Consider the following 25,234-nt stretch of genomic DNA (forward strand, 5'->3'; position numbering starts at 1 on the left):
GGCCGCGAGGCCACCCGACGGAGGAGGGGCGGCGTCGCGGCCGAAGGTCGAGCGAGCGACAGGCGTGTCGAGACCGCAGCCGACCCGACGGAGGAGGGGCGGCGTCGCGGCCGAAGGTCGAGCGAGCCCGCGCCTGAGGGACGAAGGCGCGACAGGCGTGTCGAGACCCCGTGCGCTGCCTGTGGTCGGCGACCACGGACAGCTCCCGGGGTCTCGACGACGGCTCGCTGACGCTCGCCTGCTCGACCATCAGGGGACGACGGCTCGTCGGCGCTCGCCTGCTCGGCCGACGAGTGAGGCGCAGACCGACGCGCACCCGCCACAGCCGGTGGTGGCGCGTGTGGTCTCACGGACCTCGGCGAGCGAGGCACAGGCGCGTACGGCGCCGGCGGTGACGCCCGCGCAGGCGCAGACCTCCGCGTCGTCGGGCAGCACGGGCGGGGCGGCGACCGGGTCCGGCAGCAGCAGGTCGCCGGGCTCGGTGGGGCCGAGGACGGTGCCGCGGTCGTAGTGCTGGGTGATGAGCCCGACCCGACCGAGGTCACCCACGAGCGCGGCCGCGACGACCACGCCGTCGCGGACGACCAGCCGTGCGTGGCGGCCGGCGAGCGGGTTGGCGACCTCGACGACCTCCCCGGGCTCGTGCACCGGGTCGCCCAGCACCGCCACGTCCAGGTCGGTCGCCCGCAGCCGCGCCACCGACCGCGAGCCCTCGTGGGCGACGTCGGACCCGCACAGCCGGGCCGCCAGCAGCTGCGCCTGCTCCCAGGCGGGCGGCACGAAGCCGGTCGTCACGCCGCGGTGCTCGGCGCAGTCGCCGATCGCGTGGACCCGCGGGTCGGTGGGCGAGGTGAGGTGGTCGTCGACGACCACCCCTCGGCGTACCTCCAGGCCCGCGGCGCGGGCCAGCGCGGTGCTCGGGCGCCCGCCGGCGGTGAGGACGACCAGGTCGGTGTCGAGGACCGGCCCGGTGTCGAGGCGTACGCCGACGGACCCGCCGTGGTCGTGCAGCCGAACCGCCCGGGCGCCGGTGTAGACCGTCGTGCCGAGCCGGGCCAGGCTGCGCCGCAGCACCGCACCCGCGGGCGGCGGCACCTGCCGGTGCAGCAGGTGCTCCCCGCCCTCGACGACCTCCACGTCGAGCCCGGCCCGCACCGACAGGGCCCGGGCGACCTGCAGGCCGAGCAGCCCGCCACCGACCACCACCGCGCGACGCGCGCCGGGGACCGCCTCAAGCAGTCCCTCGCAGTCGGCCAGGCTGCGGAAGGCGTGCACCCGCGGGTGCAGCGAGCCGTCCGCGCGCACGAGCCCGCGGACCGGCGGCAGCGTGGGGATCGCCCCGGTGGCCAGGACGAGTCGGTCGAACGGCACCAGGGTCCCGTCGACGAGCATCACGTCGCCGTGGTCCCGGTCGACCGCGAGCACCCGCGAGCCGGTGCGCAGGGTGATCCCGTGCTCGGCGTACCACTGCGGCGAACGGAGGGTCAGCGCGTCGGCAGCGTGAGTGCCCTCGAGCACGGCCGAGAGCAGGATCCGGTTGTACGCCGGCACCGGCTCGTCCCCGAGCACGGTCACCTCACCGGCGTACCCGCCCGCCACCAGGCCCTCGACCAGCCGGGTCGCGGCCATCCCGTTCCCGACGACGACCAGCCGCTCGCGGGCACCGGCCGGCCCGCTCACCCCGCCTCCACCCGGGCCGCGCACACCTTGAACTCCGGCATCCGGCTGGCCGGGTCGAGGGCGTCGTTGACCAACCGGTTGACCCCGAGCCAGTGGAAGGGCACGAAGACGGTGTCGGGGCGGATCGTGGTCACCACCCGGGCCGGCACGCGCAGCGACCCGCGCCGGGTGGTGACCCGCACCGCCATGCCGTCCGCGACCCCGATCCGCGCGGCCAGCAGGGGGTGCAGCTCGGCGAAGGCGCCGTCGTCGGGGAGGTCGCGCACCCGGCGGGTCTGGGCGCCGGACTGGTACTGCGCGAGCACCCGACCGGTCGTGAGGTGCAGCGGGTAGTCCCCGCAGGGCGCCTCGGCCGGGCCGCGGTGCTCGACCGTGTGGAAGCGGGCCCGCCCGTCGGGGGTCGGGAAGGAGTCGGCGAACAGCCGCGGGGTGCCCGGGTGGTCGGCCGAGGGACAGGGCCAGAACACCCCGTGCTCGGCACGGATCCGGTCGTAGGTGATGCCGGCGTAGTCGGCCCTCCCGCCCGCCGACGCCCGGCCAAGCTCGTCGAACACCTCCTCCGGGTCCGCGCTGAACGGCACCGGCGAGCCCATCCGCTCCGCGAGGCCGGCGATCACCTCCAGGTCCGAGCGCACCCCGTCCGGGGCCGGCCGGTGCGCCTGCCGCAGCACGACCCGGCCCTCGAGGTTGGTCATCGTGCCGGTCTCCTCCGCCCACTGGGTCACCGGCAGCACGACGTCGGCCAGCGCGGCCGTCTCGCTCATCACCAGGTCGCAGACGACCAGCAGGTCCAGCGACTCCAGCCGCTCCTGCACGCGGGTGGCGTGGGGCGCGGAGACCACGATGTTCGACCCGTGCACGAGCAGCGCGCGCGGTCCGTCCTCGGTGCCCAGCGCCTCGAGCAGCTCGTACGCCGACCGGCCCCGTCCCGGCAGCGAGTCGGGTTCCACGCCCCAGACCGCGGCGACGTGGGCGCGTGCGGCCGGGTCGTCGATGAGCCGGTAGCCCGGGAGCTGGTCGGCCTTCTGACCGTGCTCGCGCCCGCCCTGGCCGTTGCCCTGGCCGGTGAGGCAGCCGTAGCCGGCGTACGGCTTCCCCGGCATGCCGAGGGCGAGCGCGACGTCGATCCAGGCGAGCACCGTGTCGGAGCCCTGGGCGTGCTGCTCGGCTCCGCGGGCCGTGAGCACCACGACCCGCTCGCCGGCGGCCAGCAGGTCGGCCAGCGCCCGGACCTCGTCCGCGGCCACGCCGGTGACCCGTTCGACCCGCTCGGGCCACCACGCCGCGACCGCCTCGCGCACGGACTCCCAGCCGACGGTCCGGGTGGCGACGTACTCCTCGTCGACGTGGCCGCCGGCCACCAGCAGGTGCAGCACGCCGAGCGCCAGGGCGAGGTCCCCGCCAGGCACCGGCTGGAGCAGCAGGTCCGCGCGATCGGCGGTGGGGGTGCGTCGCGGGTCGACGACCACGACGCGGCCGCCGTTCTCGCGGCAGCGGTCGAGGTGGCGGGCAGCCGGCGGCATCGTCTCGGCCAGGTTGGAGCCGACCAGCACCACGACGTCGGCGTGCTCGACGTCGACGAGCGGGAAGGGCAGACCGCGGTCGATCCCGAGGGCCCGGGTCGAGGCCGAGGCCGCCGAGCTCATGCACCAGCGCCCGTTGTAGTCGACCTGGCTGGTGCCGAGCGCGACCCGGGCGAGCTTGCCGAGGCTGTAGGCCTTCTCGTTGGTCAGCCCGCCCCCGCCGAAGACCGCGACGCCGTCGGGCCCGTGGGCGGCCTGGACGGCGCGCAGCCGCTGCGCGACCAGGTCGAGGGCGCCGTCCCAGGAGACGGCCGACCAGGCCCCCGTGGCGCGGTCGCGCACCAGCGGGGTGGTCAGCCGCTCGCGGTGGCCGAGCAGGCCGGTGGCGGTCCAGCCTTTGCGGCACAGCCCGCCCTCGTTGACCGGGAACTCCGCCCACGGCTGCACGGTCGTCGTGCGCCGCCCCTCCAGCCGCATCCCGCACTGCAGCGAGCAGTAGGGGCAGTGGGTCTCGGTGGCGGTGACGGTGGGTGGCGACGGCCGGCCGGTGGTCGCAGGGGTCATGCGCCGGCCGCCGCCAGCCTGGACCCGCGCCGGAGGTAGACCGCCCAGGTCAGCGCGCCGCAGGCGACGTAGTAGCCGATGAAGAGGGCGAACGCCGTGCGCACCGAGGACAACGGCTCCTCCACCCACGGGGCGCCGAACATCATCGGGATGAGGAAGCCGCCCAGGGCACCCACGGCGCCGATGATGCCGACGGCCGCTGAGGACTCCTTGGTCGCCCGCAGCACGGCCTCGCGCCACGCGGGGGCGGTCGGGTCGGGCGCCCCGCCGTCGGCGAGCCGCTCGGTGGCCTCGAATCGCCAGATCGTGGGGATCATCCGGTAGGTCGAGCCGTTGCCGATGCCGGTCGCGGCGAAGACGAGCAGGAAGCAGCCGAGGAACACCGGGAACCATGCGCGGTTGGCGGCCGCGGCAGCAGCCGGGTCGCTGGCGGCGGCGATCGGGGTCAGCTGGTTGAGCGTCCACAGCACGCCGGCCGTGGAGAGGACCAGGCCGACGAAGGCGCCGACCGTGACCCGCGCACCTCCGAGGCGGTCCGAGAGCCACCCGCCGAAGGGCCGCGTGATGGAGCCGACCAGCGCGCCGAGGAAGGCGAAGAAGGCGAAGTTGATGCCGCCCACGACGGCGCCGCTGGCGGCGTCGACGAGGGAGAAGTGCATCTTGATCAGCAGCGGCATGGCCGCGGAGTAGCCGATGAAGGACCCGAAGGTGCCGATGTAGAGCAGGCTCATCACCCACGTCTGGCGGCGCCGCACGACGGCAGCCGTCTCGCGGGTGGAGCCCGAGGCCGTGCCGAGGTTGTCCATGAACAGGTAGGCGGCCGCGGCCGCCACGAGCGCGAGCCCGACGTAGACCCAGCCGGCGCGCTCGAGGTGGATGCCGCCCTCGGAGGCCTGCACCAGGCCGAAGATGCCGGCCGCGCCGACCATGACCGGCAGGAAGAGCTGGATCACCGCCACGCCGATGTTACCGCCGGCGGCGTTCAGCCCGAGCGCCGCGCCCTTCTTGTCCGCCGGGTAGAAGGCGTTGATGTTGGCCATCGAGGAGGCGAAGTTGCCGCCGCCCAGGCCGGCGGTCGCGGCGATGACGACCATCACCCAGTACGGCGTGGAGGTGTCCTGCACCGCCACGACGAACAGCAGCGTCGGCACGAGGAGCAGCAGCGCGCTCACGACCGTCCAGTTGCGGCCGCCGAAGACCGGCACCGCGAAGGTGTAGGGCACCCGGATGAGCGCGCCGACCAGGTTGGGGGCCGCGACCAGGAAGAACAGCTGCTGCGGGCTGTAGCCGAACTGCGAGCCCAGCATCGCCGCCGAGACCGACCAGATCAGCCACACCGAGAAGCCCAGGTGCTCGGCGAAGACCGACCAGACGAGGTTGCGGCGGGCCACCCTCCGGCCGCCGCCCTCCCAGAACGCCGGGTCCTCGGGGGTCCACTCGTCGATCCACCGACCGGTACGCCGGCGCCGGGGCGTCCCGGCCGGCACCGCGGTTCCGAGGGTGCCCGCGACGGGAGTGCCCGGGGCGGTGCCAGGAACGGTGCCCGGGGCCGTGCCCGTGCTCGTGGTCGGTGTCATGGTGCGGCTCCTGCGGGTGTCGGTGCGTCCGGGTGACCTCAGGGCGCCCGAGCGGCGCCGTGGTCACCACCCTGGGCCGCGGAGGTTCCGCCGCCGTGGCCCCTGCGCAACGACGCCGTCAACTCCACCTCACGACCTCACGCCGGCCTCGGGCCACGCCCACGCCACCCTCGGGCCGCGCTGGTGCGGCCGCGCGCACCCGCCGCTCGTCGTACGAGCACGACCGTTCGGCGCGCGTGGGCGCCGCTGGGCGACGGGCGGGTCTGAGGGCATCCACAAGCGAACCGCCCGCTCCCTAGCGTGACCGCGGTCACACACCCGTGCGACCCGCGCGACACCAGGAGGTTGCAGTGCCCACCACCCACGAGCCGGCCGGGAGCCACGGCCACGACCAGGCCGCCCGTCACGATCCGGTCTACGACCACCTGCACGCCAGCGACGAGTTCGCCGCCCTGCGCAAGGCCTACCGCGGCTTCGTGCTGCCGGCGACCGTGGCGTTCCTGAGCTGGTACCTGCTCTACGTGCTCATGTCGAACTACGCCACCGACTTCATGGCGATCCAGGTCGTGGGCAACATCAACGTCGCGCTGGTCTTCGGCCTGCTGCAGTTCGCGACGACCTTCCTCATCGCGTGGCTCTACAGCCGCTACTCCAACAAGCACCTCGACCCGGGCGCCCGTGCCCTGGACCAGCGCTACCGCGCCGAGCGGGCGGAGGTGCGCTGAGATGAGCAGCCAGGTCCTCACCACGATCCTGTTCCTGACCGTCGTCGCCCTGACCGTCGGCATCACCTTCTGGGCCAGCCGCCAGTCCTCCGGCACCAACGACTTCTACGCCGGCGGCCGGTCCTTCTCCGGCTTCCAGAACGGCCTCGCGATCGGCGGCGACTACATGTCGGCCGCGTCCTTCCTCGGCATCTCCGGCGCCATCGCGCTCTACGGCTACGACGGCTTCCTCTACTCCATCGGCTTCCTGGTCGCCTGGCTGGTCGCCCTGCTCCTGGTCGCGGAGATGCTGCGCAACTCCGGGCGCTACACCATGGCCGACCAGCTGGCCTTCCGGATGCGCCAGCGCCCGGTCCGCACCGCGGCCGCCACCTCGACCGTCGTCGTGTCGATCTTCTACCTGCTCGCCCAGATGGTCGGCGCGGGTGCGCTCGTCGCGCTGCTGCTCGGCGTCGACAGCCAGACCACCAAGAACCTCACGATCTTCGCCGTCGGCGCGCTGATGATCTTCTACGTCACCGTCGGCGGCATGAAGGGCACCACCTGGGTCCAGATCGTCAAGGCGGTCCTGCTGATGACCGGCTCGGCGCTCATCGTCGTGCTGGTGCTGGCGAAGTTCGACTTCAACATCTCCGACATGCTCGGCGCCGCGGCCGCGAACTCCGGGTCCGGCCAGGCCTTCCTCGAGCCGGGGCTGCGGTACGGCGCCGACGCCACCTCGAAGATCGACTTCATCTCCCTGGGCCTGGCCCTGGTGCTCGGCACCGCCGGTCTGCCGCACATCCTGATCCGCTTCTACACCGTCCCGACCTCCCGTGACGCCCGGAAGTCGGTGCTGTGGGCGATCGGCCTGATCGGCGTGTTTTACCTGTTCACGCTGGTGCTCGGCTTCGGTGCCGCGGCCCTGCTGGACACCTCCACGCTCGACTCGGCCGGCAACCTGGCCTCGCCGAAGCTGGCCGAGGCCGTCGGCGGCGGTGCCGGCTCGACCGGCGGTGCGGTCCTGCTGGCCCTCATCGCGGCGGTCGCCTTCGCGACGATCCTCGCGGTGGTCGCAGGACTGGTGCTGACCTCGTCCGCCTCGGTGGCGCACGACATCTACAACAGCGTGCTCAAGAAGGGCACCGCGAGCGAGCAGGACGAGATCCGCGTGACCCGGTACGCCGCCGCCGGCATCGGCCTGGTCGCGATCGTCCTGGCCATCCCGGCCCAGAACCTCAACATCGCCTTCCTGGTGGCACTGGCCTTCGCCGTCGCGGCCTCCGCCAACCTGCCGGCGATCGTCTACAACATGTTCTGGCGCGGCTTCAACACCCGCGGTGCCGTGTGGAGCATCTACGGCGGCCTCATCAGCGCCGTCGGCCTGGTGTTCTTCTCCCCGGTGGTCTCCGGCTCCGAGACCGCGCTGTTCACCAGCGGCGACTGGTCCTGGTTCCCGCTCAGCAACCCCGGCATCGTCTCGATCCCGATGGGCTTCTTCCTGGGCTGGCTCGGCAGCGTCACCAGCAAGGAGCCGGCCGCCGCCGACCGCTACACCGAGCTCGAGGTCCGCGCGCTCACCGGCGCCGGGGCCGAGGAGGCGGTCAGCCACTGACGCCACCGTGGCGACCGGGGTCGTCGGGGTGCTCCCCGGCGGCCCCGGTGCTGCGATACCCGCCTCCCCCGGGTACCGCTGCACATCCGGTCCGCTACCCGCGCACGGATGTGCGCCGATACCCGGGTAACCGGGTATCCCCCCCGCCTCCCCCGGCCGCCTAGTGTGAGCCGGGCCACCCCTTCGATCCCGCGCAGGAGATGACGACGTGAGCAACACCGACCAGACCTTGGCCAACCTGCTCCAGGAGGACCGCCGCTTCGACCCCCCCGCCGAGCTGGCCGCACACGCCAACCTCACCGCCGAGGCCTACGACCGCGCCGCCGCGGACCGCGAGGGCTTCTGGGCCGCGCAGGCCGAGCGGATCACCTGGGCCGAGCCGTTCACGCAGGTCCTCGACTGGAGCGACCCGCCGTTCGCGAAGTGGTACGTCGGGGGGAAGCTGAACGCGGCGTACAACTGCGTCGACCGGCACGTCGAGGCCGGCCGCGGCGACAAGGTCGCGATCCACTTCGTCGGCGAGCCCGTGGGTGACACGCGCTCGATCACCTACGCCGAGTTGCAGGACCTGGTCTCCCAGGCCGCCAACGCCCTCACCGACCTCGGCGTCGCGGCCGGCGACCGGGTCGCGATCTACATGCCGATGATCCCCGAGGCCGTCGTCACGATGCTGGCTTGCGCACGCATCGGCGCCCCGCACACGGTCGTCTTCGGCGGGTTCTCCTCCGACGCGCTCGCCTCCCGCCTGGAGGACTGCCAGGCCAAGGTCGTCGTCACCGCCGACGGCGGCTACCGCCGCGGCGCCGCATCGGCGCTCAAGCCGGCCGTCGACGAGGCCCGCACCAAGGCCGAGACCCTGGGCCACACGGTGGAGAAGGTCCTCGTCGTGCGCCGCACCGGCCAGGAGGTGGAGTGGGACGACAGCGTCGACGTGTGGTGGCACGACGCCGTGGACGGCGCCTCGACCCAGCACACCCCGGAGGCCTTCGACGCCGAGCACCCGCTCTACGTCATGTACACCTCAGGCACGACCGGCAAGCCCAAGGGCATCCTGCACACCACCGGGGGCTACCTCGTGGGCTGCTCCTACACGCACTGGGCGGTCTTCGACCTCAAGGACGACGACGTCTACTGGTGCACCGCCGACATCGGCTGGGTCACCGGGCACTCCTACATCGTCTACGGCCCGCTGGCCAACGGCGTGACGCAGGTGCTCTACGAGGGCACCCCCGACTCCCCCGAGCGCGGCCGGTGGTGGGACATCATCGAGCAGCACGGGGTGACGATCTTCTACACCGCACCCACCGCGATCCGCTCGTTCATGAAGCAGGGCCGCGAGATCCCCGACGCGCGCGACCTGTCCTCGCTGCGGCTCCTCGGCTCGGTCGGTGAGCCGATCAACCCCGAGGCCTACGTCTGGTACCGCCACGTGATCGGGGGCGACAGGACGCCCGTTGTCGACACCTGGTGGCAGACCGAGACCGGCTCGATCATGATCAGCCCGCTGCCCGGCGTCACTGCGGGCAAGCCGGGCTCCGCGATGATCCCCATCCCCGGCGTGGCGGCGGAGGTCGTCGACGAGGAGGGCAAGCCCGTCCCGAACGGCTCGGGCGGCTACCTCGTGCTCACCGAGCCGTGGCCCTCGATGCTGCGCACGATCTGGGGCGACGACGAGCGGTTCAAGGAGACCTACTGGTCGCGCTTCGCCAAGCAGGGCTACTACTTCGCCGGCGACGGCGCCAAGAAGGACTCCGACGGCGACCTCTGGGTGCTGGGCCGCGTCGACGACGTGATGAACGTGTCGGGCCACCGGCTGTCCACGACCGAGATCGAGTCGGCACTGGTCTCGCACCCCAAGGTCGCCGAGGCTGCGGTCGTCGGCGCCAAGGACGAGGACACCGGCCAGGCGGTCTGCGCGTTCGTCATCCTCCGCGAGGAGGCCGGCGACGGCGGCGACGACATCGTCGCCGAGCTCCGCAAGCACGTGCGCAAGGAGATCGGCCCGATCGCGACGCCGCGGCAGATCATGATAGTCCCCGAGCTGCCGAAGACCCGCTCGGGCAAGATCATGCGCCGCCTGCTGCGCGACGTCGCCGAGAACCGCGAGGTCGGGGACGTCACCACGCTCGCCGACTCCTCCGTGATGGACCTCATCTCCTCCGGCCTCTCGGGCGGCAAGGGCGACGAGTGAGCGGAGCCCGAGCCGCCCGTGGGCGGCCGGGCAGCCGCCTGCGGGCGGACCAGGAGCGACGCGGCGTACCGGTGAGCACCACCGGTACGCCGCGTCCCACCGGTCGGGGTGAGCACCCGGACCGGTAGCGTGGACCCTCGGTGAGCCGGGAAGTCTGGTCGGCACGTACGTCGTCGACCCGTCGTCCCCCGAGGAGACCTGCGTGAGCCCCACCGACCCGACCGGCAGCCCGATCGACCCCCGTGAGCCCGACCCCCAGGGGGCCGGCGAGCACGACGTGGCGGCCCACCCCCGGCTCTTCAGCCGCGGCAGCTTCCTGGAGAGCAGCCGGGTCTCGGAGGTCCTGCGCGGAGAGACGACCGGCGGCCTGCTGCTCATCGTGGGTGCCGCGATCGCCATCATCTGGGCCAACACCGCCTACGCCGGCGCGTACGAGGCGATCCGCGACTTCAAGCCGATCTCCGAGCCCGTCGACCTCGGTGCGTTCTCCCTCCACCTCGACCTGACGATCGGCAAGTGGGCGGCCGACGGACTGCTGGCGATCTTCTTCTTCGTGGTCGGCCTGGAGCTCAAGCGCGAGTTCGTCGCCGGCGACCTGCGCGACCCGCGGCGCGCTGCGCTGCCGATGGCGGCCGCCGTCGGCGGCATGATCGCCCCGGCGCTGATCTACGTCGCGTGGAACCTCGGTTCCGACGGCGCGCTGGAGGGTTGGGCCATCCCGACCGCGACCGACATCGCGTTCGCCGTGGCGATCCTCGCCGTCATCAGCACCCACCTGCCCTCGGGGCTGCGGACCTTCCTGCTGACCCTGGCCGTGGTGGACGACCTGCTGGCCATCACGATCATCGCGCTCTTCTACACCGCCGACCTCGACGTGGTGTTCCTGCTGCTCGGCCTGGTGCCGATCGCCGTCTTCGCGTTGCTCGTGCAGAAGCGGATCCGCTCCGGCTGGCTGCTCCTCCCCCTTGCAGTGCTGGCCTGGGTGCTGATCCACGAGTCCGGCGTGCACGCCACCGTGGCCGGGGTGCTGCTCGGCTTCACGGTGCCGGTGCTGCGCCGCGACGGCGCCGACGGCCCCGGCCTGGCCGAGCACCTGGAGCACCTGGTGCGCCCGATCAGTGCCGGATTCGCCGTACCCGTCTTCGCCTTCTTCGCCGCCGGCGTCACCGTCGGCGGCCTGTCCGGGCTGGCGGAGTCGATCACCGACCCGGTCGCGCTGGGCATCATCACCGGCCTGGTCGTCGGCAAGAGCGTCGGCATCACGGGCGCGACCTGGCTGCTATCGAAGTTCACCCGCGCCGAGCTCGACGACGAGCTCTCGTGGGTCGACGTCATCGGCCTGTCGATGCTCGCGGGCATCGGCTTCACAGTCTCGCTGCTCATCGGCGAGCTGGCCTTCGGCACCGGCTCCGAGCGTGACGAGCACGTGAAGGTCGGCGTCCTCGTGGGCTCGATGACCGCGGTCGCACTGGCGAGCATCGTGCTCAAGGCGCGGGACCGGGTCTACCAGCGGCTCAACGAGCTCGAGACCGTCGACGAGGACCTCGACGGCATCCCCGACGTGTTCCAGCGCGAGCGCCGCTGAGGGAGACGGGCGGGTAGGCCCGGTCCGGTCCGGTCCGGCGAGATTCATCGGCCGGCCGACAGACCTTGACGTAGGCCGACGTTCCTTCATCGGCCCAGCGCAAGGTTCATCGGCCGGCCGATGAACCTTGCCGCCCGCGAAAGCGACGAACGCTCAGGCCTGGCCCTTCAGCGCCCGGGGGATCTCCTTGCCCTGCTTGATCGCACGCTCGGGGGCCTTGACCTTCTTCACGCTGCGGACCCCGGCGAACACCATCCCGCCCGCGAGCAGGAGGTAGAAGCCGAAGACGATCAGGAACGCCCAGTGCAGGTCCAGGCCCGAGCCGTTCCAGTGGATGAAGTACGCCAGCGCGACCGACAGCATGATGATCGCCAGCACTGCGACGAACGCGGCGGCCGCGAAGAGCCCGACGCCCACGCCGCCGAACTTGGCGCTGATCTTGAGCTCGGACTTGGCGAGCTCGATCTCCTTGCTGATGAGCGTGGAGATGTCACGGCTGGCGTCGGCCACCAGGCGCCCGATGGTCGGGTCGGTCTCCTTGACCTCTTCGATGGCCACTGCAACTCCTGGGACTCGGCTCCGGCTGACTGCCCGACCCTAGCGAACACCTGCCCCCTCCCACCCGGCCCGCCCGGGTGACCCGCGCCGGGTGGGTTCCCCGCCGCCGGCCCGGGGGTGCGCGGGGGGCGCGGCCGGACGGGGACGCCCGCCGAGGAGCGTGGTTGGGTCTGGCGGCCTCCTCGTGAGGCACGAGCGAGGAGGCTGGTAGCGACGAGGCGGGCGTCCCCGGGAGGCCGCGACCCCGCGCACCCACCCGCGGACCCTAGGACGCGCAGGCGCCGGTGGAGACCGGCTCCGTGCCCGCCCGACCCTGCTCGGCCGCGGTCTGCACCTGGTCGCGCGTCAGGGCGTAGCCGGTCTCGGCGTCGGTGACCGAGGCCGCGAACACCACGCCGACGACGTCGCCGCGCGGGTTGACGATCGGGCCGCCGGAGTTCCCGGGACGGACGAGGCCACGCAGCGAGAAGACCTCGCGGATCACCGTGCCGGTGCCGTAGATGTTGGGCGAGCGCAGCCGCTGCTCGGCGCGGATGCGGCCGGCGCGCACGTCGTACGGGCCGTCCTCGGGGTAGCCGACGATGACGATCGCGTCCTCGGGGGCGGCGTCGGCGAACTCCAGGACCGGCGCGGTGCCGGTGTCGACCTCGACCACCGCGACGTCGACGTCGGGGTTGTAGTAGACGACCTCGCCCTGCACGGTCTCCTCGCCGACCTGCACCTGCGGGGCGTCGACACCGGCCACCACGTGGGCGTTGGTCATGACCCGGTCGGGCGCGTAGACGAAGCCGCTGCCCTCGATGCCGGAGCCGCAGCGGTTGGTGCCGCGGATCTTCAGCACGCTCGGCCGGACCGCCTCCACGGCCGGACGGCGCAGCACCCGCTCGTTGCCGGGGGCCACCTGGACGATCCGCTCGGGGGCGAACGGCTCGAGGTAGCGCGGGAAGAAGCCGGTGCCGACGACGCCGTTGAACGCCTGGAGCAGCCGGTCCGCGGAGGTCGGGAGCGCGTCGTCGACCTGGGCCAGCACGCTGGAGGAGCGCACGAGCGGGGTGATGCCGGCGATCCGCGAGCCGGAGACCGCCACGCCCAGGGCCCAGGCGACCAGCAGGACCGCCGCCGCGCTCAACGCGGCACCGCCGACCGCGTCGAGGGCACGCACGGGCTGCCAGGTGATCCGCGAGCGCAGCCGGGCCCCGGCGTACTGGAAGGAGGCCTGGCCCAGGGACGCGGCCACGATGACGATGAAGAGCGCCCCGAGGGAGACCAGCAGCGAGGGGTCGGCGTCGCCGAGGGCGATCGGGGCCAGCCAGATACCGAGCAGTCCGCCGAGGAGCAGGCCGGCGGTGGCGGCGGCACCGGTGATGAAGCCCTGCCAGTAGCCGGAGAGGGCGTAGGCCAAGACGAGGAGCAGCAGCAGCCAGTCGAGGAGGTTCACCTACAGGTCCTCCTCGATGTCGAGCATCTTGGCGGCCTCGGAGATCCGGTGGTCGGCGGAGAGCATGTAGTCGGGCAGGTCCTGGATGCGTGACTCGTCCCAGGGCCGGGACCAGCCGAGGTAGTCGAAGAGGCGGGCGATGATGCCACCGGTGAAGCCCCAGAGGATGACGTCCTTCTCGGGCCCGATGAGGAACCCGGGGCTCTGGTAGCCCTTGGGGTGCCGCACGGTCACGCGGTGCTCGGGGTCGAGCAGCTCGGCGATCGGCGCGTGGTGGATGGCGTGCACCTCCGCCCGCGAGGCGATGTGCACCCCCGACGGGTCTGCCCACCAGCCCAGGACCGGCGTGACGGCGAAGTTCGAGGGGGGCAGCCACAGCTCGGGCAGCCGACCGAAGAGCGTCACCTCGGCCGGGTCGAGCCCGACCTCCTCCTCGGCCTCGCGCAGCGCCGCCTCCTCGACGGTCTCGCCCGGGTCGAGGGAGCCGCCCGGGAAGGAGACCTGCCCGGGGTGGCTGCGCATGTCGTGGGCGCGCTCGGTGAGCAGCAGCTCGCCACCCTGCTCCCCCTCGCCGAACAGCATCAGGACGGCGCCGGGGCGGGCCGAACCGTCCTCGGGCGGGGTGAACCGGGTCAGGTCCAGGGCGTCGATGGCCTCGGCCCCGGCGCGGACCTCCTCGAGCCACGCGGGCAGCGAGGGGCGTACGCCGGTCACAGCTCGATCCCCAGGTGCTCGGCGACGAGGTCCTCGAGCTCCTCGACGGTCTCCAGCTCCAGCGGCAGCACCTGGGCGACGGTGCCGTCCTCGGCGACCAGGACCGTCGTGGGCATCGCAGTGATCCGCAGCGCCGTGGCCGCCAGGTCGCCGCCGGTGTCGGCGACCGAGGGGTAGGTGACGCCGCGCTGCACGAGCTGCTCCATCGCCACCCCGGTCGCCGGGTCCTGGAAGTCCACGCCCAGCACCGGGACCCGGTCGCCGTGCTCGCGGTGGAACTCCGCCAGGACGGGCATCTCGCGGCGGCACGGGCCGCACCACGATGCCCAGAGGTTGACCACGAGCGGCCCGCGCAGGGTGGAGAGGTCGACGTCGGGACCGCCGCCGAAACAGGGCAGGACGATCTGGGGCAGGCCGCCCTCGACCGGCTCCGCCTCACCGGGCACGCAGTCCTCGATGCCCGCCTCCTCCTTGGCCTCGCGCAGCTCCTGGGTGTCGACGTCGATCCGGGGCGGGTCGGGCACGATCGGGCTCTCCCCGCCGGAGCAGCCGGCGAGCAGGGCCGCCGCGGCCAGCGCTGCGAGGGCGGGCCGCAGCCGGGCGCTCATGCGCGGCCCTCGGTGCGCACGAGCTTTTCGGCGGCCACCGGGTCCGTCGGCCCCTCGCCGTACGCCGGGCAGAGGCGGGCGACCGGGCAGGCACCGCACGCGGGCTTCTGCGCGTGGCAGCGGCGCCGGCCGTGCCAGATGAGGCGGTGGCTGAGCATCGTCCAGTCCCTGCGGGGGAACAGTGCCCCCACGGCGTGCTCGACCTTGACCGGGTCGGTCTCCTCTGTCCAACCGAACCGGCGTGCCAGCCGGCCGAAGTGGGTGTCGACGGTGATGCCCGGCACGTCGAAGGCGTTGCCGAGCACGACGTTGGCGGTCTTGCGGCCGACGCCGGGCAGCTTCACGAGCTCGGCCAGCCTCGGCGGCACCTGGCCCTCGTGGTGCTCGACGAGGTGGGCGGAGAGCTTGAGCAGCGACTCGGTCTTGGCCCGGAAGAAGCCGAGCGGCCCGACGATCCCCTCGAGCGTCTCCCGGTCGGCCGCCGCCATTGCCCGGGCGTCGGGGTAGGCGGCGAAGAGGGTCGGGCGCACCGCGTTGACCCGCTTGTCGGTCGTCTGCGCGGACAGGACCGTGACGACGAGCAGCTGGAAGGCGTCGTCGAAGTCGAGCTCGCAGTGCGCGTCGGGGTAGGTCTCGGCCAGCACCCGGTGGATGCGACGGGCCCGCCGGGTCAGGGCGAGGGGGGACTCCGGCGCGGGCACAGCGCAACCCTACGAGACGGGTGCGACAGCCGGCTCGTACGCCGTGGCCGGCCGCTCCTCACCGCGCTCCGGACCCCGGAACCCCCACGCGAGCAGGAGCTTTGCCGGAAGGACCGCCACGCGGGTGGCGCCCCCGATGGTGCTTGTGATGAATTGCACTCGATAGGATCGTCACACGCAGACGTGCGCCGCGGACCGCCCTGGTCCTCGACGCTCCCCAAGGAGGTCCCGTGGACAACGACGTGCTCCGCCAGGCACCGCTCTTCAGCGCGCTCGACGACGAGGCGGCCTCGGCGCTGCGCGGCTCGATGAGCGAGAACCGGCTGCGCCGCGGCGACGTGCTCTTCCACGAGGGCGACTCCGGCGACAAGCTCTACGTCGTCCTCGACGGCAAGGTGAAGCTGGGCCGCACCTCCTCCGACGGCCGCGAGAACCTCCTGGCGATCCTCGGCCCCGGCCAGATGTTCGGCGAGCTGTCGCTCTTCGACCCGGGCCCGCGCTCGGCCACCGTCACCGCGGTCACCGACTGCTCCTTCGCCTCGCTCTCCCACGAGGACCTCCTGCGCTGGCTCGAGGGCCGTCCGGTCGTCGCCCGTGGCCTGCTCGCCCAGCTCGCCGGCCGGCTGCGCAAGGCCAACGACGTCGTGGCCGACCTGGTCTTCTCCGACGTGCCCGGCCGCGTCGCCAAGGCGCTGCTCGACCTCGCCGACCGCTTCGGCCGCACCGCCGACGACGGCGTGCACGTCCACCACGACCTCACCCAGGAGGAGCTCGCCCAGTTGGTCGGCGCCTCCCGCGAGACCGTCAACAAGGCGCTGGCCGACTTCGCCTCGCGCGGCTGGCTGCGCCTGGAGCCCCGCTCGGTCGTGATCATGGACGTCGAGCGGCTCAGCCGCCGCGCCCGCTGAGCCGGAGGACGCACCCGGTGGACTCGGACACCACTGCTCCTCGCATCCCGCGCGACTACCCGCCGTTCCTCTACATCCCCTGTCTCGCGCACGTGCGCGAGGCCGCGGGAGCCGAGGCGGTTTACCGCACGACGAAGGACGGCCGCACCGCCCTGCTCGTCTACTCAGCGCTCGACAGGCTGCACGCTTGCTGCGGCGAGGACCAGCCGTGGTTCGGACTGCCGACCCACGAGCTCCAACGTCTCTACGACGTCCGACCGTTCGACGTCGTCTACACCGATGTCTACGTCCCCGAGGAGCGGCGCGAGCCCGGTCCTCAGAGGCAGCCGCGGTGATCGCCGCCGACGGCGGAGGCGGCACGGCCCCGTCGAGCCTGGTTGTCGATCCCGCCGCGCTGACGCGGGTCGCCGCCGGCCTCGGCACCGGTGCGGGCGAGCTCGATGCCTGCGGAAGCACGCGTCCCACGGCAGGTGGCACCGGGCAGGCCGAGCCGCTACTGCTGATGATCCTGGCTGCTGCCAGTGAGGCCGGGGCGAGGCTCTCCTACGAGGCCCGGGTCCTCGCCTCGGCCGTCGAGGACTGCAACGTCGTGGTGCAGGACACCGACGCCGTCGCCGCGGCCTCCTTCCTCGTCCAGGGGCTCAGGTCGTGAGCGATCTCGACACCGAGATCGAGGGCAGCAGCGCGGCGATCCGCTCCGTGGCCACCTGGCTCCGCTCCGACCTCGGCACCGGCTTCTCCGACCTCGGCGACACCGTGGCCGCCCAGCGCTCGGCTGCGCGGGGAGACTGGGACGGGGAGGCCGCCACGGCGTTCGCTTCCCGTGCGGCCACTCTCGCCACCGCAGCCGATGAGGGCGCGCAGATCAGCGCTGCCGTCGCAGTCGACCTCGAGGCGCTTGCCACCGCGATGGAGAAAGCACAGGAGGAGATGGCCACTGTCCGCTCCCTCGCCATGAGCGCCGAACTGACAGTCGACGGCTTCTTCGTCCGCCATCCGGGTCCGGGGCCGTCCGGGTCGAGACCCGGACCCGACGCCACACCTGCCCAAGCGGACGCTTGGGATGAGAGCGTGCGCCAGCACGAGCAGCGGGTGCGAACCTGGAACCGCTGTGTCGAGGACGCGAATGGCACGTGGAACAGGTGGCAGGCCGCGCTCGACGCGGCTGGCGCGGCTTGGGCACGTCATGACACGAGGTACGTCAACATCGCGGCCGCGCTCCTGTCAGCTGGCGTCCAGCTCGAGCTCATCCGACGTACGACGCCCATCCTCGTCGCCGAGGTCGACTCCATGCTCACGCGGGCGGCCGAGCTGCGCGTGCACGCCGATGCCCTCTACACCCCTGACGGCCGAGTACTCGACCGGAACCACTTCTACGACCTGCTCGACGAAGCGGACCGTCTCGACGACGCCCACCCCGCCGCCCGTGCGGGACTCCCCAACTGGGAGCTGCCGCGCGGACTCACTCGGGGGCTGTGGGTGCTCGACGTCGCGGCAGCCGGGTTCGGCATCTACTCGGACTGGGACGAGGAGGGGCCGACGCAGGCCATCGTCTCCAACGCCGTCCCCGCGACGGCCTCGATCGCCTCGGGTGTTCTAGCCGGCGCAGCAGCAGGCGCGGCTATCGGCACCCTCGTTCCGTTACCGGGAGTCGGGACGGCCGCTGGGGTCGTCGTCGGTGCTGGTGTAGGGCTCGTGGTCGGCTCGTTCACGTCCGGAGCCGTCGACAGCCTTTTCGAGTCCGGCGCCGACAGTCTGGGCGACTGGGGAGGCGCCGTCTCCGACGGGTTGGGCGAGCTCGGCGAAACTGTCGGCAGCGTCGGAGATGGGGTAGGCGAGGTCTTTGACGCGATCTTCTGAAGGCCTTTCCACCCCTCGAACGGCGGGCGTTCTCTTCACGGCCGCGATCACGGGGGTGATCTGCGCAGGAGCCCTCTGGGCTGCCGCCACCGGGCAGCAGGACCGGACAGGCATGCTCGTCCTGGCGCTCTTCACCGGGTCGGTGTCACTCATGATGCTGGCCAGCCTCCGGGGCTACATGGACCCCTGGTCGGTCGCTGAGCTCGACGGCCGCCCGGCTTGGCGACTGCGGCTCGGGCCCACGCGCTCCCTCACGGTCGCTGTCGCCGTCGTCCTTGTCGCGACAGCCCTGGGTATCGGGCTCGGCGCCCTGAGCATCGCGGAGCAGTCCGCCGTCGGCGGCGTCATCGTGGGCATCCTGGCGCTGGGCTTCCTGCTGCTCGCCGAGGAGATGGGGCGGGTCGCCGCGCGGGCACCGGCCCTGCTCATCGGGATCGACCGGCTGCGTCACGAAGGCGCCGGCATCGAGGTCGAGCTGGCCTGGGACGACGTGTCCTTCATCGACTACGTCCACCGGCGCTCCCGCTGGGCCAGCGTGCGCATCGGCGCCGCTCGCGACGCCACCACCCACCGCGCCCGCAAGAGGTTCTCCCTGCTCCCGCTCGACCACGTGCCCGAGGAGCCGGGGATCGAGGTCCGTCTCACGCTGCTCCAGGACCCCGCCGCCATCATGCGGCTGCTCCGGGACCTGCACATCGGCGACCGACCCACCCGCGAGGCGCTCATCCCCCGCGGCACTCCTGACCTCCCGATCAGGTGACCCCATTCCGACCCCCGTCTGCGTCTGACGTGGTGTGAGGGTGGGGCGGTGAGCAACGACCGGGTGGGCTTCGAGGCGTTCGTCGCCGCCCGCACGGCCGCGCTCGCCCGGACGGCGTACCTGCTCACCGGCGACGCCCACCTCGCCGAGGACCTCGTGCAGTCCGCGCTGCTCAAGGCCGCCGAGCACTGGCAGCGCATCCACACCTCGCCCGAGGCCTACGTCCGGCGCACGATGTACCACCAGCAGGTCTCCTGGTGGCGACGTCGTCGCGGCGTGCGCGAGCACACCATCGAGGGGTACGACGCCGCCGACCGCGTCCCCGACCTCGACGTCGCCCTGAGCGTCCGCGACGCGCTGGCGCTGCTGACCACGCGGCAGCGCCAGGTGCTGGTGCTGCGCTTCTTCGAGGACCTCACCGAGCACCAGGTCGCCGACGTGCTCGGCATCAGCCGCGGCTCGGTGAAGTCCACCACCCGCCAGGCCTTCGACCGGCTGCGCCGCGTCGCGCCCCACCTGGCCGAGTTCGTGGAGGACCCCGCATGAGCCCCTCCCCCGACTCCCTGCGCGACCTGCTCGAGCGGGAGGCCGAGCACGCCCCGCACGTGGTCGTCCCCGCCGACACCTGGCAGCGCGGCCGCCGTCGCCGGCGCACCAAGGCCGGTGCGGTGATCGTGGCTGCGGCAGCCGTGGTGGCCGGCGTCCTCGTCGGCCCGGGGCTGCTGCCAGGTGCCGACCGCCCGGTGTCCCCTGCCGGTCCCGGCGCCGGCCTGGGTCTGCCGGACCACCTCCACGCGCCACCGGAGCGGATGTCGGACCAGGACATCGAGACCGGGGAGTGGATCCGGGACGAGGTCCGCTCCGACCTGGCCGTCGGTCCGGCCGCCGCGGCCTGGGTGACCCCTGGCGGCCTGCCCGTCGTCATCGACGCCGAGACCGGCGAGCACCACCTCCTCGACCTGCCGGACGTGGTGAGCGCGAACGTGCTGGCCCGGTCGCAACACGGGTCGGACTGGCAGCCGGTCGCGTTGTCCCCGGACGGCCGACTGCTGGCCTACGGCTACGGCCGGATCACCGACGCCGTCTCGCTGACAGGCATCCGGGTCGTCGACCTCGTCACCGGGGAGCTCGCGTGGGATCGTCCGCTGTCCTCGTCCGGCCCGGTCGTGGTGTCGCAGCTGACGTGGTCACGCTCGAGCGAGTGGCTCGGGTGGCGCGGCAGTCGGCCAAGGGAGTGGACCACCTCCTCGATCGGTGGCAACGACCCGGTGGCCGGGGTCCTCAGCGACGAGGTGACCGGACCCGTCGTCGAGCTCGAGGTGGCCGGCAGCGGAGCGATCGCCGTGTCGGACGAGGGATTCGGTTACGCACTCGACTCCGGCCGGGTCACGACCTTCGCCAGCTGCCCCCCGACCTCGCGGTTCGACACGTTCTGCGTGCCGAGCACCGTGAGGCGAGTGCCCGGGACCGCCGACGTCGCCCCCGGCGCCGCTCTCTCCCCCGACGGCTCGATCCTGGCCCTGAGCACGTACGACGGGTACGACCTGGTCACCCTGGAGCTCGGCGACCGTCGACCCACGGTCGCTGCCGAGGGGATGCCCGACGACCGCCCGTGGCAGGTGTCCGCGCTCGGTTGGATCGACGACGAGCACGTGCTCGTGCTGCGTGACGACGACGAGGGCTCCGACGGGATCCTCTCGGTCGTGCCGGTCGACGCCGAGGACGGCACGAGCGTGGACGTCGGGGTCGTGGACAGCGCGGTGGGCACCCCCAGCGTCGCGATCGACCTGGTCACCCTCGACCGGCCGACGGTCGAGCGCCCCGACCCCGACTGGCCGTGGAGCGAGGAGCGGTGGGTGGCGACGCTCGGTGGCGGAGCACTGCTCGTGCTCCTGCTGCTGGGTCTCGGGCTGCTGCTCCGACGACGCGCGTAGCCAGACGGTCACAACAGGCCTGTCCTCCGCTCGGCCAGGCGTGGAGGACCCGGCCGCGGTCCCGCTATGACCGTCTGGGTACGACGGTTGGCTCAGCGACCCTGCAGGTACGCCAGCTGCGCGCGGACGGAGAGCTCGGCGGCACCCCAGAGGACGGGGTCGACGTCGGCGTACACGACCTCGACGACGCGGCGTGGCAGCGCGTCCTCGCCGAGCTGCTCGTCCTCGAGCTGGCCGAGGGCGGCCTCGACCTGGTCGAGCCGGGCCTGGCGGTGGTCGCGGTAGTAGGTGAGGGCGGCCAGCGCGTCGTCGATGACCGGGCCGTGGCCGGGCCAGACGGCGGTGGCCTCCTCGCGCTCGGCGAGGGCGTGCAGCCGGTCGAGGGAGTCGAGGTAGGCGCCGAGCTGGCCGTCGGGGTGCGCGACGACGGTGGTGCCGCGGCCGAGCACCGTGTCGCCGGTCAGCACGACCCGGTCGGCGGGCAGCAGGAACGACAGCGAGTCGGCGGTGTGGCCGGGCGTCCCGACCACGTGGACCTCCAGGCCGTCGACGGCCACGACGTCACCATCGGCGAGGCCCTCGGAGCCCAGGCGGTACCCCGGGTCCAGGGCTCGTACGCCGCAGCCGACCGCCTCCGCGAACTCCCGGGCGGCCTCGGAGTGGTCGGCGTGGTGGTGCGTGAGGAGCACGGCACCCACGTTGCCCCGGCCCCCGGCCGCCTCCGCGAGGGCGGCGAGGTGCCCGGGGTCCGAGGGACCCGGGTCGACGACGACCGAGCGCCGCCCGCCGGGCTCGCGCAGCACCCAGGAGTTGGTGCCGTCCAGCGTCATGATGTTCGGGTTCGGGGCGAGCACGCACCGCCCGCGCTCGCCGAAGGACCCGCCGGCCCAGGACATCAGCGCCGCGCCGCCAGGATCGGCCGCAGCCGGTCGGGCATCGACAGCGTCCAGCCGTCGTCGAGCGGCTCGACCGCGGGGCAGAACATCTCCAGCCGCCGGTCGGTCGCGGCCGCGAGGACGGCGTCGGTGTCGGCGTACGTGCCGACCTCCATGGAGACCAGGTAGGTCGGCGGCATCATCGCCAGGTCGCCGGAGTCGGCCTGGTCGGCGGCCACCGCCGCGGGCAGCCAGGTGACCGAGGAGGACTCCGAGGACACGTCGCGGGTCAGCTGCCCCTCGGGCAGCCGGGCGACGAAGAACCACGTGCGGTAGCGCTTGGGCTCGAAGACCGGCGTCAGCCAGGCGTCCCAGGCGCCGAGCAGGTCGGTGCGCAGCACCAGCCCGCGGCGGTCCAGGACCTCGGTCAGCGAGGTCTCGCGGCCCTCGAGGGCGACCCGGTCCGCCTCCCAGTCCTTCCCGCTGGTGTCGGCGACGACGTCGTCGGGCGAGGTGCCCGCCAGCAGGACACCGGACTCCTCGAAGGTCTCGCGCACGGCGGCGCAGACCAGGGCCCGTGCCTCCGACTCCGAGCACCCCAGGCGCTCGGCCCAGACGGCCGCTGACGGTCCGGCCCAGTGCTCGTCCTCGAGCTCGACGTCGCGGGGGTCCACGCCGCCGCCGGGGAAGACCGCCATGCCGCCGGCGAAGTCCATGGAGAGCTGGCGGCGCAGGTAGTAGGCCTCGGGGCCGGCCGGGGAGTCGCGCAGCAGGATCACGGTCGCCGCGTCGCGCGGCTCGGCCGCGGTGCGGGTGCCGTCGTCGTACTCCCGGGCCACGTCGACCACAGCCTCCGGCAACGGCACCGGCGGCAGCGGGATCCTCACGCGTCGACCTCGACGAGCAGCTCGACCTCGACGGGCGCGTCGAGCGGCAGCACCGGGACGCCCACGGCCGAGCGCGCGTGCACGCCCGCGTCGCCGAAGACCTGGCCGAGCAGCTCCGAGGCGCCGTTGGCGACGCCGGGCTGGCCGGTGAAGTCGGGTGTTGAGGCCACGAACGCCACGACCTTCACGATCCGGCGGACCCGGGACAGCTCGCCGACCTCGGCCTTGATCGCCGCGATCGCGTTGAGCACGCACTGCTGGGCGCAGGCGTAGGCCTCCTCGGCCGTGACCTCCCCGCCGACCTTGCCGGCGATGATCAGCTCGCCGGAGCGCACCGGCAGCTGGCCGGAGGTGTAGACGTGATTGCCCGAGCGGACCGCCGGGACGTACGCCGCGACCGGCTTGGCGACCTCGGGGACGGCCAGCCCCAGCTCGGCCAGCCGCTCCTCCGGGGTCATCGCCGCGGTCACGCTCCGCCCGATCCCTGGGAAGGCCGCTTCAAGAAGGCGATCAGCCCGCCCTGGGCGTTGGTCTGGATGGTCACCAGCTCCCAGCCGTCCTGGCCGAAGTTGTTGAGCATCAGTGCCTCGTTGTGGAGCGGAATCGGCGCCACCTGGTACTCCCACGTCGTCATGGCGCCGACCCTACTCACCACCGCGACCACCTCGACAGGGCCGCGTCGGTGGGAGACGCGCGACGGCCGGCACCGGGGACCGGTGCCGGCCGTCGTACGCCGGGGGGTGCCGCGCCGGATCAGCGCTCGACGCGCAGCGAGGGATCCTTGCGCAGCTCCTCGGTGACCTCCTCGGCCACCTGCTGGGCGAACCACTGGCGGCGACGCTTCTGGTACCAGCGGTGCTCGGCCAGCAGCGCCTTCGTGGTGGCCACGACCATCAGCACCATCACGATGCTGAACGGCAGCGCGACCAGGATCGACATGGTCTGCAGGGCAGCCAGTCCACCGGCGCCGACGACGAGGAGCACCGCGGCGACGACACCCTCCATCACCGCCCAGAAGGCACGGCTCCAGCGCGGCGGGTCCAGGTCACCGCCCTCGGCCAGCATGTCGACGACGAAGGAGCCGGAGTCGGAGCTGGTGACGAAGAAGACGACGATGAGGACGAGCGCCACGACGCTGAGGACCGTGCCGAGCGGCAGGCCGGAGAGCAGCTCGAAGAGCGCGGTGTCGGTGTTGACCGCACCGTCGACGACCAGACCGCCCTCGCCGAACATCTCGCGGTAGAGCGCGGAACCACCGAGCACCGAGAACCACAGGAAGGTCACCAGGGTCGGCACCAGCATCACGCCGAGCACGAACTGCCGCACGGTCCGGCCGCGGGAGATGCGCGCGATGAAGACGCCGACGAACGGCGCCCAGCTCATCCACCAGCCCCAGTAGTAGGTGGTCCAGCCCGACAGCCAGCTCGCACCGTCCTCGCCCTGGAAGGGGCGCACGTTGAAGGACATCCGCAGGAAGTTCTGCAGGTAGGAGCCGATCTGGGTGACGAAGTCGCTCAGCAGGAAGACCGTGGGACCCAGCACCAGCACGAGGAGCAGGAAGACGCCGGCCAATCCCATGTTGAGGTTGGACAGCAGCTTGATGCCCTTGTCGACGCCGGAGAGCACCGAGGCCAGGGCGATCGCGGTGATGGCGACGACCAGCACGACCAGGAGCGGGGTGCCGGCCTCGTCGACGACGCCCAGGAAGGACAGGCCGGACCCGAGCTGGGTCACGCCGAAGCCGAGCGAGGTGGCGACACCGAAGAGCGTGCCGAGGATGGCGATGACGTCGACGACGTCGCCCCAGAAGCCGAGGATGCGCTTGCCGAAGAGCGGCTCCAGCGCGTAGCGGATCGAGATCGGCCGACCCTTGCGGTGCACGGCGTACGCGATGGCCAGGCCGACCACGACGTAGATCGCCCACGCGTGCAGGCCCCAGTGCAGGAAGGTCGTGTCGAGCGCGGTGCGCGCCGTGGTGGCGGCGTCACCGGCGGCCGAGCCCGGCGGCGGCGTGGCGTAGTGGTTGAGCGGCTCGGCGACGCCCCAGTAGACGAGGCCGATGCCCATGCCGGCGGCGAAGAGCATCGCGAACCACGAACCCAGCCCGAACTCCGGGTCCTCGTCGTCCCTGCCCAGGACGATGTCACCCATCGGGGAGAGCGCCGCCCACAGGGCGAAGCCCACGAAGCCGGTCACCACGGCGACGTAGAACCAGCCGAGGTCCTGCACCACGGTCTCGTTGGCACTCGCCAGCAGCTCCGACATGCCCGTCGGGAAGATGGCAGCCAGCGCCACGAAGACGAGCAGCAGCGCCGCGGAGGGGATGAACACCCGCGGCGCCGCCATGCGGAACCGGCCGCGACCACCTCCTGGGCCCGAGCCGGGCGGCGCGTCGGGGCCGTCCGGGCTGTCGCTGGAGCGGGGGGATGGTGCGGTGGTGGTCATGACGTCTCCTGTGGGGGTGTCGTACAGGCCGTCGGGGATCGTGCCCGCTGTCGCGCGGCGCACACGTGGGCTGCACCACCCCTCCAGGTGGGTGGCTAGGGTTCGCT

The 25,234-nt window shown here is 72.8% G+C and carries 24 protein-coding genes; 11 read left to right on the plus strand and 13 right to left on the minus strand.

Annotated features, from left to right (window positions below):
- Positions 1-249: 249 nt before the first annotated feature.
- From Q1V71_RS17445 to Q1V71_RS17455, 3 genes are read right to left on the minus strand one after another with little or no spacing between them, the layout of a single operon-like run.
- Positions 250-1,680 (minus strand): FAD-dependent oxidoreductase, encoded by a 1,431-nt coding sequence (locus tag Q1V71_RS17445; RefSeq protein WP_300645465.1) that lies wholly within the window; start codon positions 1,678-1,680, stop codon positions 250-252.
- Positions 1,677-3,767 (minus strand): molybdopterin oxidoreductase family protein, encoded by a 2,091-nt coding sequence (locus tag Q1V71_RS17450; protein ID WP_300645466.1) that lies wholly within the window; start codon positions 3,765-3,767, stop codon positions 1,677-1,679. Before Q1V71_RS17450 ends, Q1V71_RS17445 begins: the two co-directional genes overlap by 4 nt.
- Positions 3,764-5,344 carry an MFS transporter gene (locus tag Q1V71_RS17455; RefSeq protein ID WP_300645467.1) on the minus strand — a complete coding sequence of 527 codons (1,581 nt, stop codon included), beginning with the start codon at positions 5,342-5,344 and terminating at the stop codon, positions 3,764-3,766. Before Q1V71_RS17455 ends, Q1V71_RS17450 begins: the two co-directional genes overlap by 4 nt.
- Positions 5,345-5,694: 350 nt before the next feature.
- Here Q1V71_RS17455 and Q1V71_RS17460 point away from each other — a divergent pair, with 350 nt between their 5' ends.
- The 4 genes from Q1V71_RS17460 to nhaA all read left to right on the plus strand — a co-directional run bounded on the left by Q1V71_RS17460 (position 5,695) and on the right by nhaA (position 11,439).
- Complete coding sequence (locus Q1V71_RS17460) at positions 5,695-6,069, plus strand: DUF485 domain-containing protein (protein WP_300645468.1); 375 nt, start codon at positions 5,695-5,697, stop codon at positions 6,067-6,069.
- Position 6,070: 1 nt separating this feature from the next.
- Entirely contained in the window at positions 6,071-7,663 is a 1,593-nt protein-coding gene (locus Q1V71_RS17465; RefSeq protein ID WP_300645469.1) for a cation acetate symporter, read from the plus strand.
- 208 nt (positions 7,664-7,871) lie between these two features.
- Positions 7,872-9,854, plus strand: coding sequence for an acetate--CoA ligase (gene acs / locus Q1V71_RS17470; protein WP_300645470.1), 1,983 nt, complete (start codon positions 7,872-7,874; stop codon positions 9,852-9,854).
- A gap of 202 nt (positions 9,855-10,056) precedes the next feature.
- Positions 10,057-11,439, plus strand: a complete 1,383-nt coding sequence (gene nhaA, locus Q1V71_RS17475) for a Na+/H+ antiporter NhaA (protein ID WP_367280161.1) — start codon at positions 10,057-10,059, stop codon at positions 11,437-11,439.
- Positions 11,440-11,592: 153 nt separating this feature from the next.
- Here the strand turns inward: nhaA and Q1V71_RS17480 are convergent, their stop codons facing one another.
- The 5 genes from Q1V71_RS17480 to nth all read right to left on the minus strand — a co-directional run bounded on the left by Q1V71_RS17480 (position 11,593) and on the right by nth (position 15,458).
- Positions 11,593-11,997 (minus strand): phage holin family protein, encoded by a 405-nt coding sequence (locus Q1V71_RS17480; protein WP_300645471.1) that lies wholly within the window; start codon positions 11,995-11,997, stop codon positions 11,593-11,595.
- Between the two features lie 265 nt (positions 11,998-12,262).
- The gene (locus Q1V71_RS17485) at positions 12,263-13,435 is read right to left on the minus strand and encodes a MarP family serine protease (protein WP_300645472.1); all 1,173 of its coding nucleotides are present in this window, start codon (positions 13,433-13,435) and stop codon (positions 12,263-12,265) included.
- Positions 13,436-14,149, minus strand: a complete 714-nt coding sequence (locus tag Q1V71_RS17490; RefSeq protein WP_300645473.1) for a CoA pyrophosphatase — start codon at positions 14,147-14,149, stop codon at positions 13,436-13,438. It lies immediately after the preceding gene.
- Entirely contained in the window at positions 14,146-14,757 is a 612-nt protein-coding gene (locus Q1V71_RS17495) for a TlpA disulfide reductase family protein (protein ID WP_300645474.1), read from the minus strand. The genes Q1V71_RS17490 and Q1V71_RS17495 overlap by 4 nt, the downstream gene beginning before the upstream one ends.
- On the minus strand, positions 14,754-15,458 hold the full coding sequence (gene nth / locus Q1V71_RS17500; protein ID WP_300645475.1) for an endonuclease III: 705 nt from the start codon (positions 15,456-15,458) through the stop codon (positions 14,754-14,756). Before nth ends, Q1V71_RS17495 begins: the two co-directional genes overlap by 4 nt.
- Positions 15,459-15,688: 230 nt before the next feature.
- Here nth and Q1V71_RS17505 point away from each other — a divergent pair, with 230 nt between their 5' ends.
- The 7 genes from Q1V71_RS17505 (at position 15,689) to Q1V71_RS17535 (ending at position 20,920) form a co-directional block, all read left to right on the plus strand.
- Positions 15,689-16,366 carry a Crp/Fnr family transcriptional regulator gene (locus tag Q1V71_RS17505; RefSeq protein ID WP_300645476.1) on the plus strand — a complete coding sequence of 226 codons (678 nt, stop codon included), beginning with the start codon at positions 15,689-15,691 and terminating at the stop codon, positions 16,364-16,366.
- Positions 16,367-16,383: 17 nt separating this feature from the next.
- The gene (locus tag Q1V71_RS17510) at positions 16,384-16,701 is read left to right on the plus strand and encodes an SAV_915 family protein (RefSeq protein ID WP_300645477.1); all 318 of its coding nucleotides are present in this window, start codon (positions 16,384-16,386) and stop codon (positions 16,699-16,701) included.
- On the plus strand, positions 16,698-17,018 hold the full coding sequence (locus Q1V71_RS17515) for a hypothetical protein (RefSeq protein WP_300645478.1): 321 nt from the start codon (positions 16,698-16,700) through the stop codon (positions 17,016-17,018). Before Q1V71_RS17510 ends, Q1V71_RS17515 begins: the two co-directional genes overlap by 4 nt.
- 104 nt (positions 17,019-17,122) lie before the next feature.
- Positions 17,123-18,226, plus strand: coding sequence for a hypothetical protein (locus Q1V71_RS17520; protein ID WP_300645479.1), 1,104 nt, complete (start codon positions 17,123-17,125; stop codon positions 18,224-18,226).
- Positions 18,227-18,338: 112 nt separating this feature from the next.
- The gene (locus Q1V71_RS17525; protein ID WP_300645480.1) at positions 18,339-18,986 is read left to right on the plus strand and encodes a hypothetical protein; all 648 of its coding nucleotides are present in this window, start codon (positions 18,339-18,341) and stop codon (positions 18,984-18,986) included.
- Positions 18,987-19,034: 48 nt separating this feature from the next.
- The gene (locus Q1V71_RS17530) at positions 19,035-19,532 is read left to right on the plus strand and encodes a SigE family RNA polymerase sigma factor (protein WP_300645481.1); all 498 of its coding nucleotides are present in this window, start codon (positions 19,035-19,037) and stop codon (positions 19,530-19,532) included.
- On the plus strand, positions 19,529-20,920 hold the full coding sequence (locus Q1V71_RS17535; RefSeq protein ID WP_300645482.1) for a hypothetical protein: 1,392 nt from the start codon (positions 19,529-19,531) through the stop codon (positions 20,918-20,920). Before Q1V71_RS17530 ends, Q1V71_RS17535 begins: the two co-directional genes overlap by 4 nt.
- A 92-nt stretch (positions 20,921-21,012) precedes the next feature.
- Here the strand turns inward: Q1V71_RS17535 and Q1V71_RS17540 are convergent, their stop codons facing one another.
- The 5 genes from Q1V71_RS17540 to Q1V71_RS17560 form a co-directional block, all read right to left on the minus strand.
- On the minus strand, positions 21,013-21,816 hold the full coding sequence (locus Q1V71_RS17540; RefSeq protein WP_300645483.1) for an MBL fold metallo-hydrolase: 804 nt from the start codon (positions 21,814-21,816) through the stop codon (positions 21,013-21,015).
- Entirely contained in the window at positions 21,816-22,682 is an 867-nt protein-coding gene (locus tag Q1V71_RS17545; protein ID WP_300645485.1) for an NUDIX hydrolase, read from the minus strand. The genes Q1V71_RS17540 and Q1V71_RS17545 overlap by 1 nt, the downstream gene beginning before the upstream one ends.
- Positions 22,679-23,140: a RidA family protein gene (locus tag Q1V71_RS17550; RefSeq protein WP_300645579.1), complete on the minus strand. Its 462-nt coding sequence runs from the start codon at positions 23,138-23,140 to the stop codon at positions 22,679-22,681. Before Q1V71_RS17550 ends, Q1V71_RS17545 begins: the two co-directional genes overlap by 4 nt.
- Before the next feature lie 8 nt (positions 23,141-23,148).
- The gene (locus Q1V71_RS17555) at positions 23,149-23,316 is read right to left on the minus strand and encodes a hypothetical protein (protein WP_300645487.1); all 168 of its coding nucleotides are present in this window, start codon (positions 23,314-23,316) and stop codon (positions 23,149-23,151) included.
- 119 nt (positions 23,317-23,435) lie between these two features.
- Positions 23,436-25,127, minus strand: a complete 1,692-nt coding sequence (locus Q1V71_RS17560; RefSeq protein ID WP_300645488.1) for a BCCT family transporter — start codon at positions 25,125-25,127, stop codon at positions 23,436-23,438.
- Between the last annotated feature and the right edge of the window lie 107 nt (positions 25,128-25,234).

It is taken from the genome of Nocardioides sp. (genome assembly GCF_030149505.1).
Taxonomy (GTDB): Bacteria; Actinomycetota; Actinomycetes; order Propionibacteriales; family Nocardioidaceae; genus Nocardioides.

What these genes read in the sequence shown, in the direction of transcription:
- Q1V71_RS17450 (WP_300645466.1), bottom strand. Translation starts at nt 3,767, where the DNA reads ATGACCCCTGCGACCACCGGCCGGCCGTCGCCACCCACCGTCACCGCC.
- Q1V71_RS17550 (WP_300645579.1), bottom strand. Translation starts at nt 23,140, where the DNA reads ATGACCCCGGAGGAGCGGCTGGCCGAGCTGGGGCTGGCCGTCCCCGAG.
- Q1V71_RS17525 (WP_300645480.1), top strand. Translation starts at nt 18,339, where the DNA reads ATGCTCGTCCTGGCGCTCTTCACCGGGTCGGTGTCACTCATGATGCTG.
- Q1V71_RS17465 (WP_300645469.1), top strand. Translation starts at nt 6,071, where the DNA reads ATGAGCAGCCAGGTCCTCACCACGATCCTGTTCCTGACCGTCGTCGCC.
- Q1V71_RS17555 (WP_300645487.1), bottom strand. Translation starts at nt 23,316, where the DNA reads ATGACGACGTGGGAGTACCAGGTGGCGCCGATTCCGCTCCACAACGAG.
- Q1V71_RS17495 (WP_300645474.1), bottom strand. Translation starts at nt 14,757, where the DNA reads ATGAGCGCCCGGCTGCGGCCCGCCCTCGCAGCGCTGGCCGCGGCGGCC.
- Q1V71_RS17535 (WP_300645482.1), top strand. Translation starts at nt 19,529, where the DNA reads ATGAGCCCCTCCCCCGACTCCCTGCGCGACCTGCTCGAGCGGGAGGCC.
- Q1V71_RS17455 (WP_300645467.1), bottom strand. Translation starts at nt 5,344, where the DNA reads ATGACACCGACCACGAGCACGGGCACGGCCCCGGGCACCGTTCCTGGC.
- Q1V71_RS17540 (WP_300645483.1), bottom strand. Translation starts at nt 21,816, where the DNA reads ATGTCCTGGGCCGGCGGGTCCTTCGGCGAGCGCGGGCGGTGCGTGCTC.
- Q1V71_RS17560 (WP_300645488.1), bottom strand. Translation starts at nt 25,127, where the DNA reads ATGACCACCACCGCACCATCCCCCCGCTCCAGCGACAGCCCGGACGGC.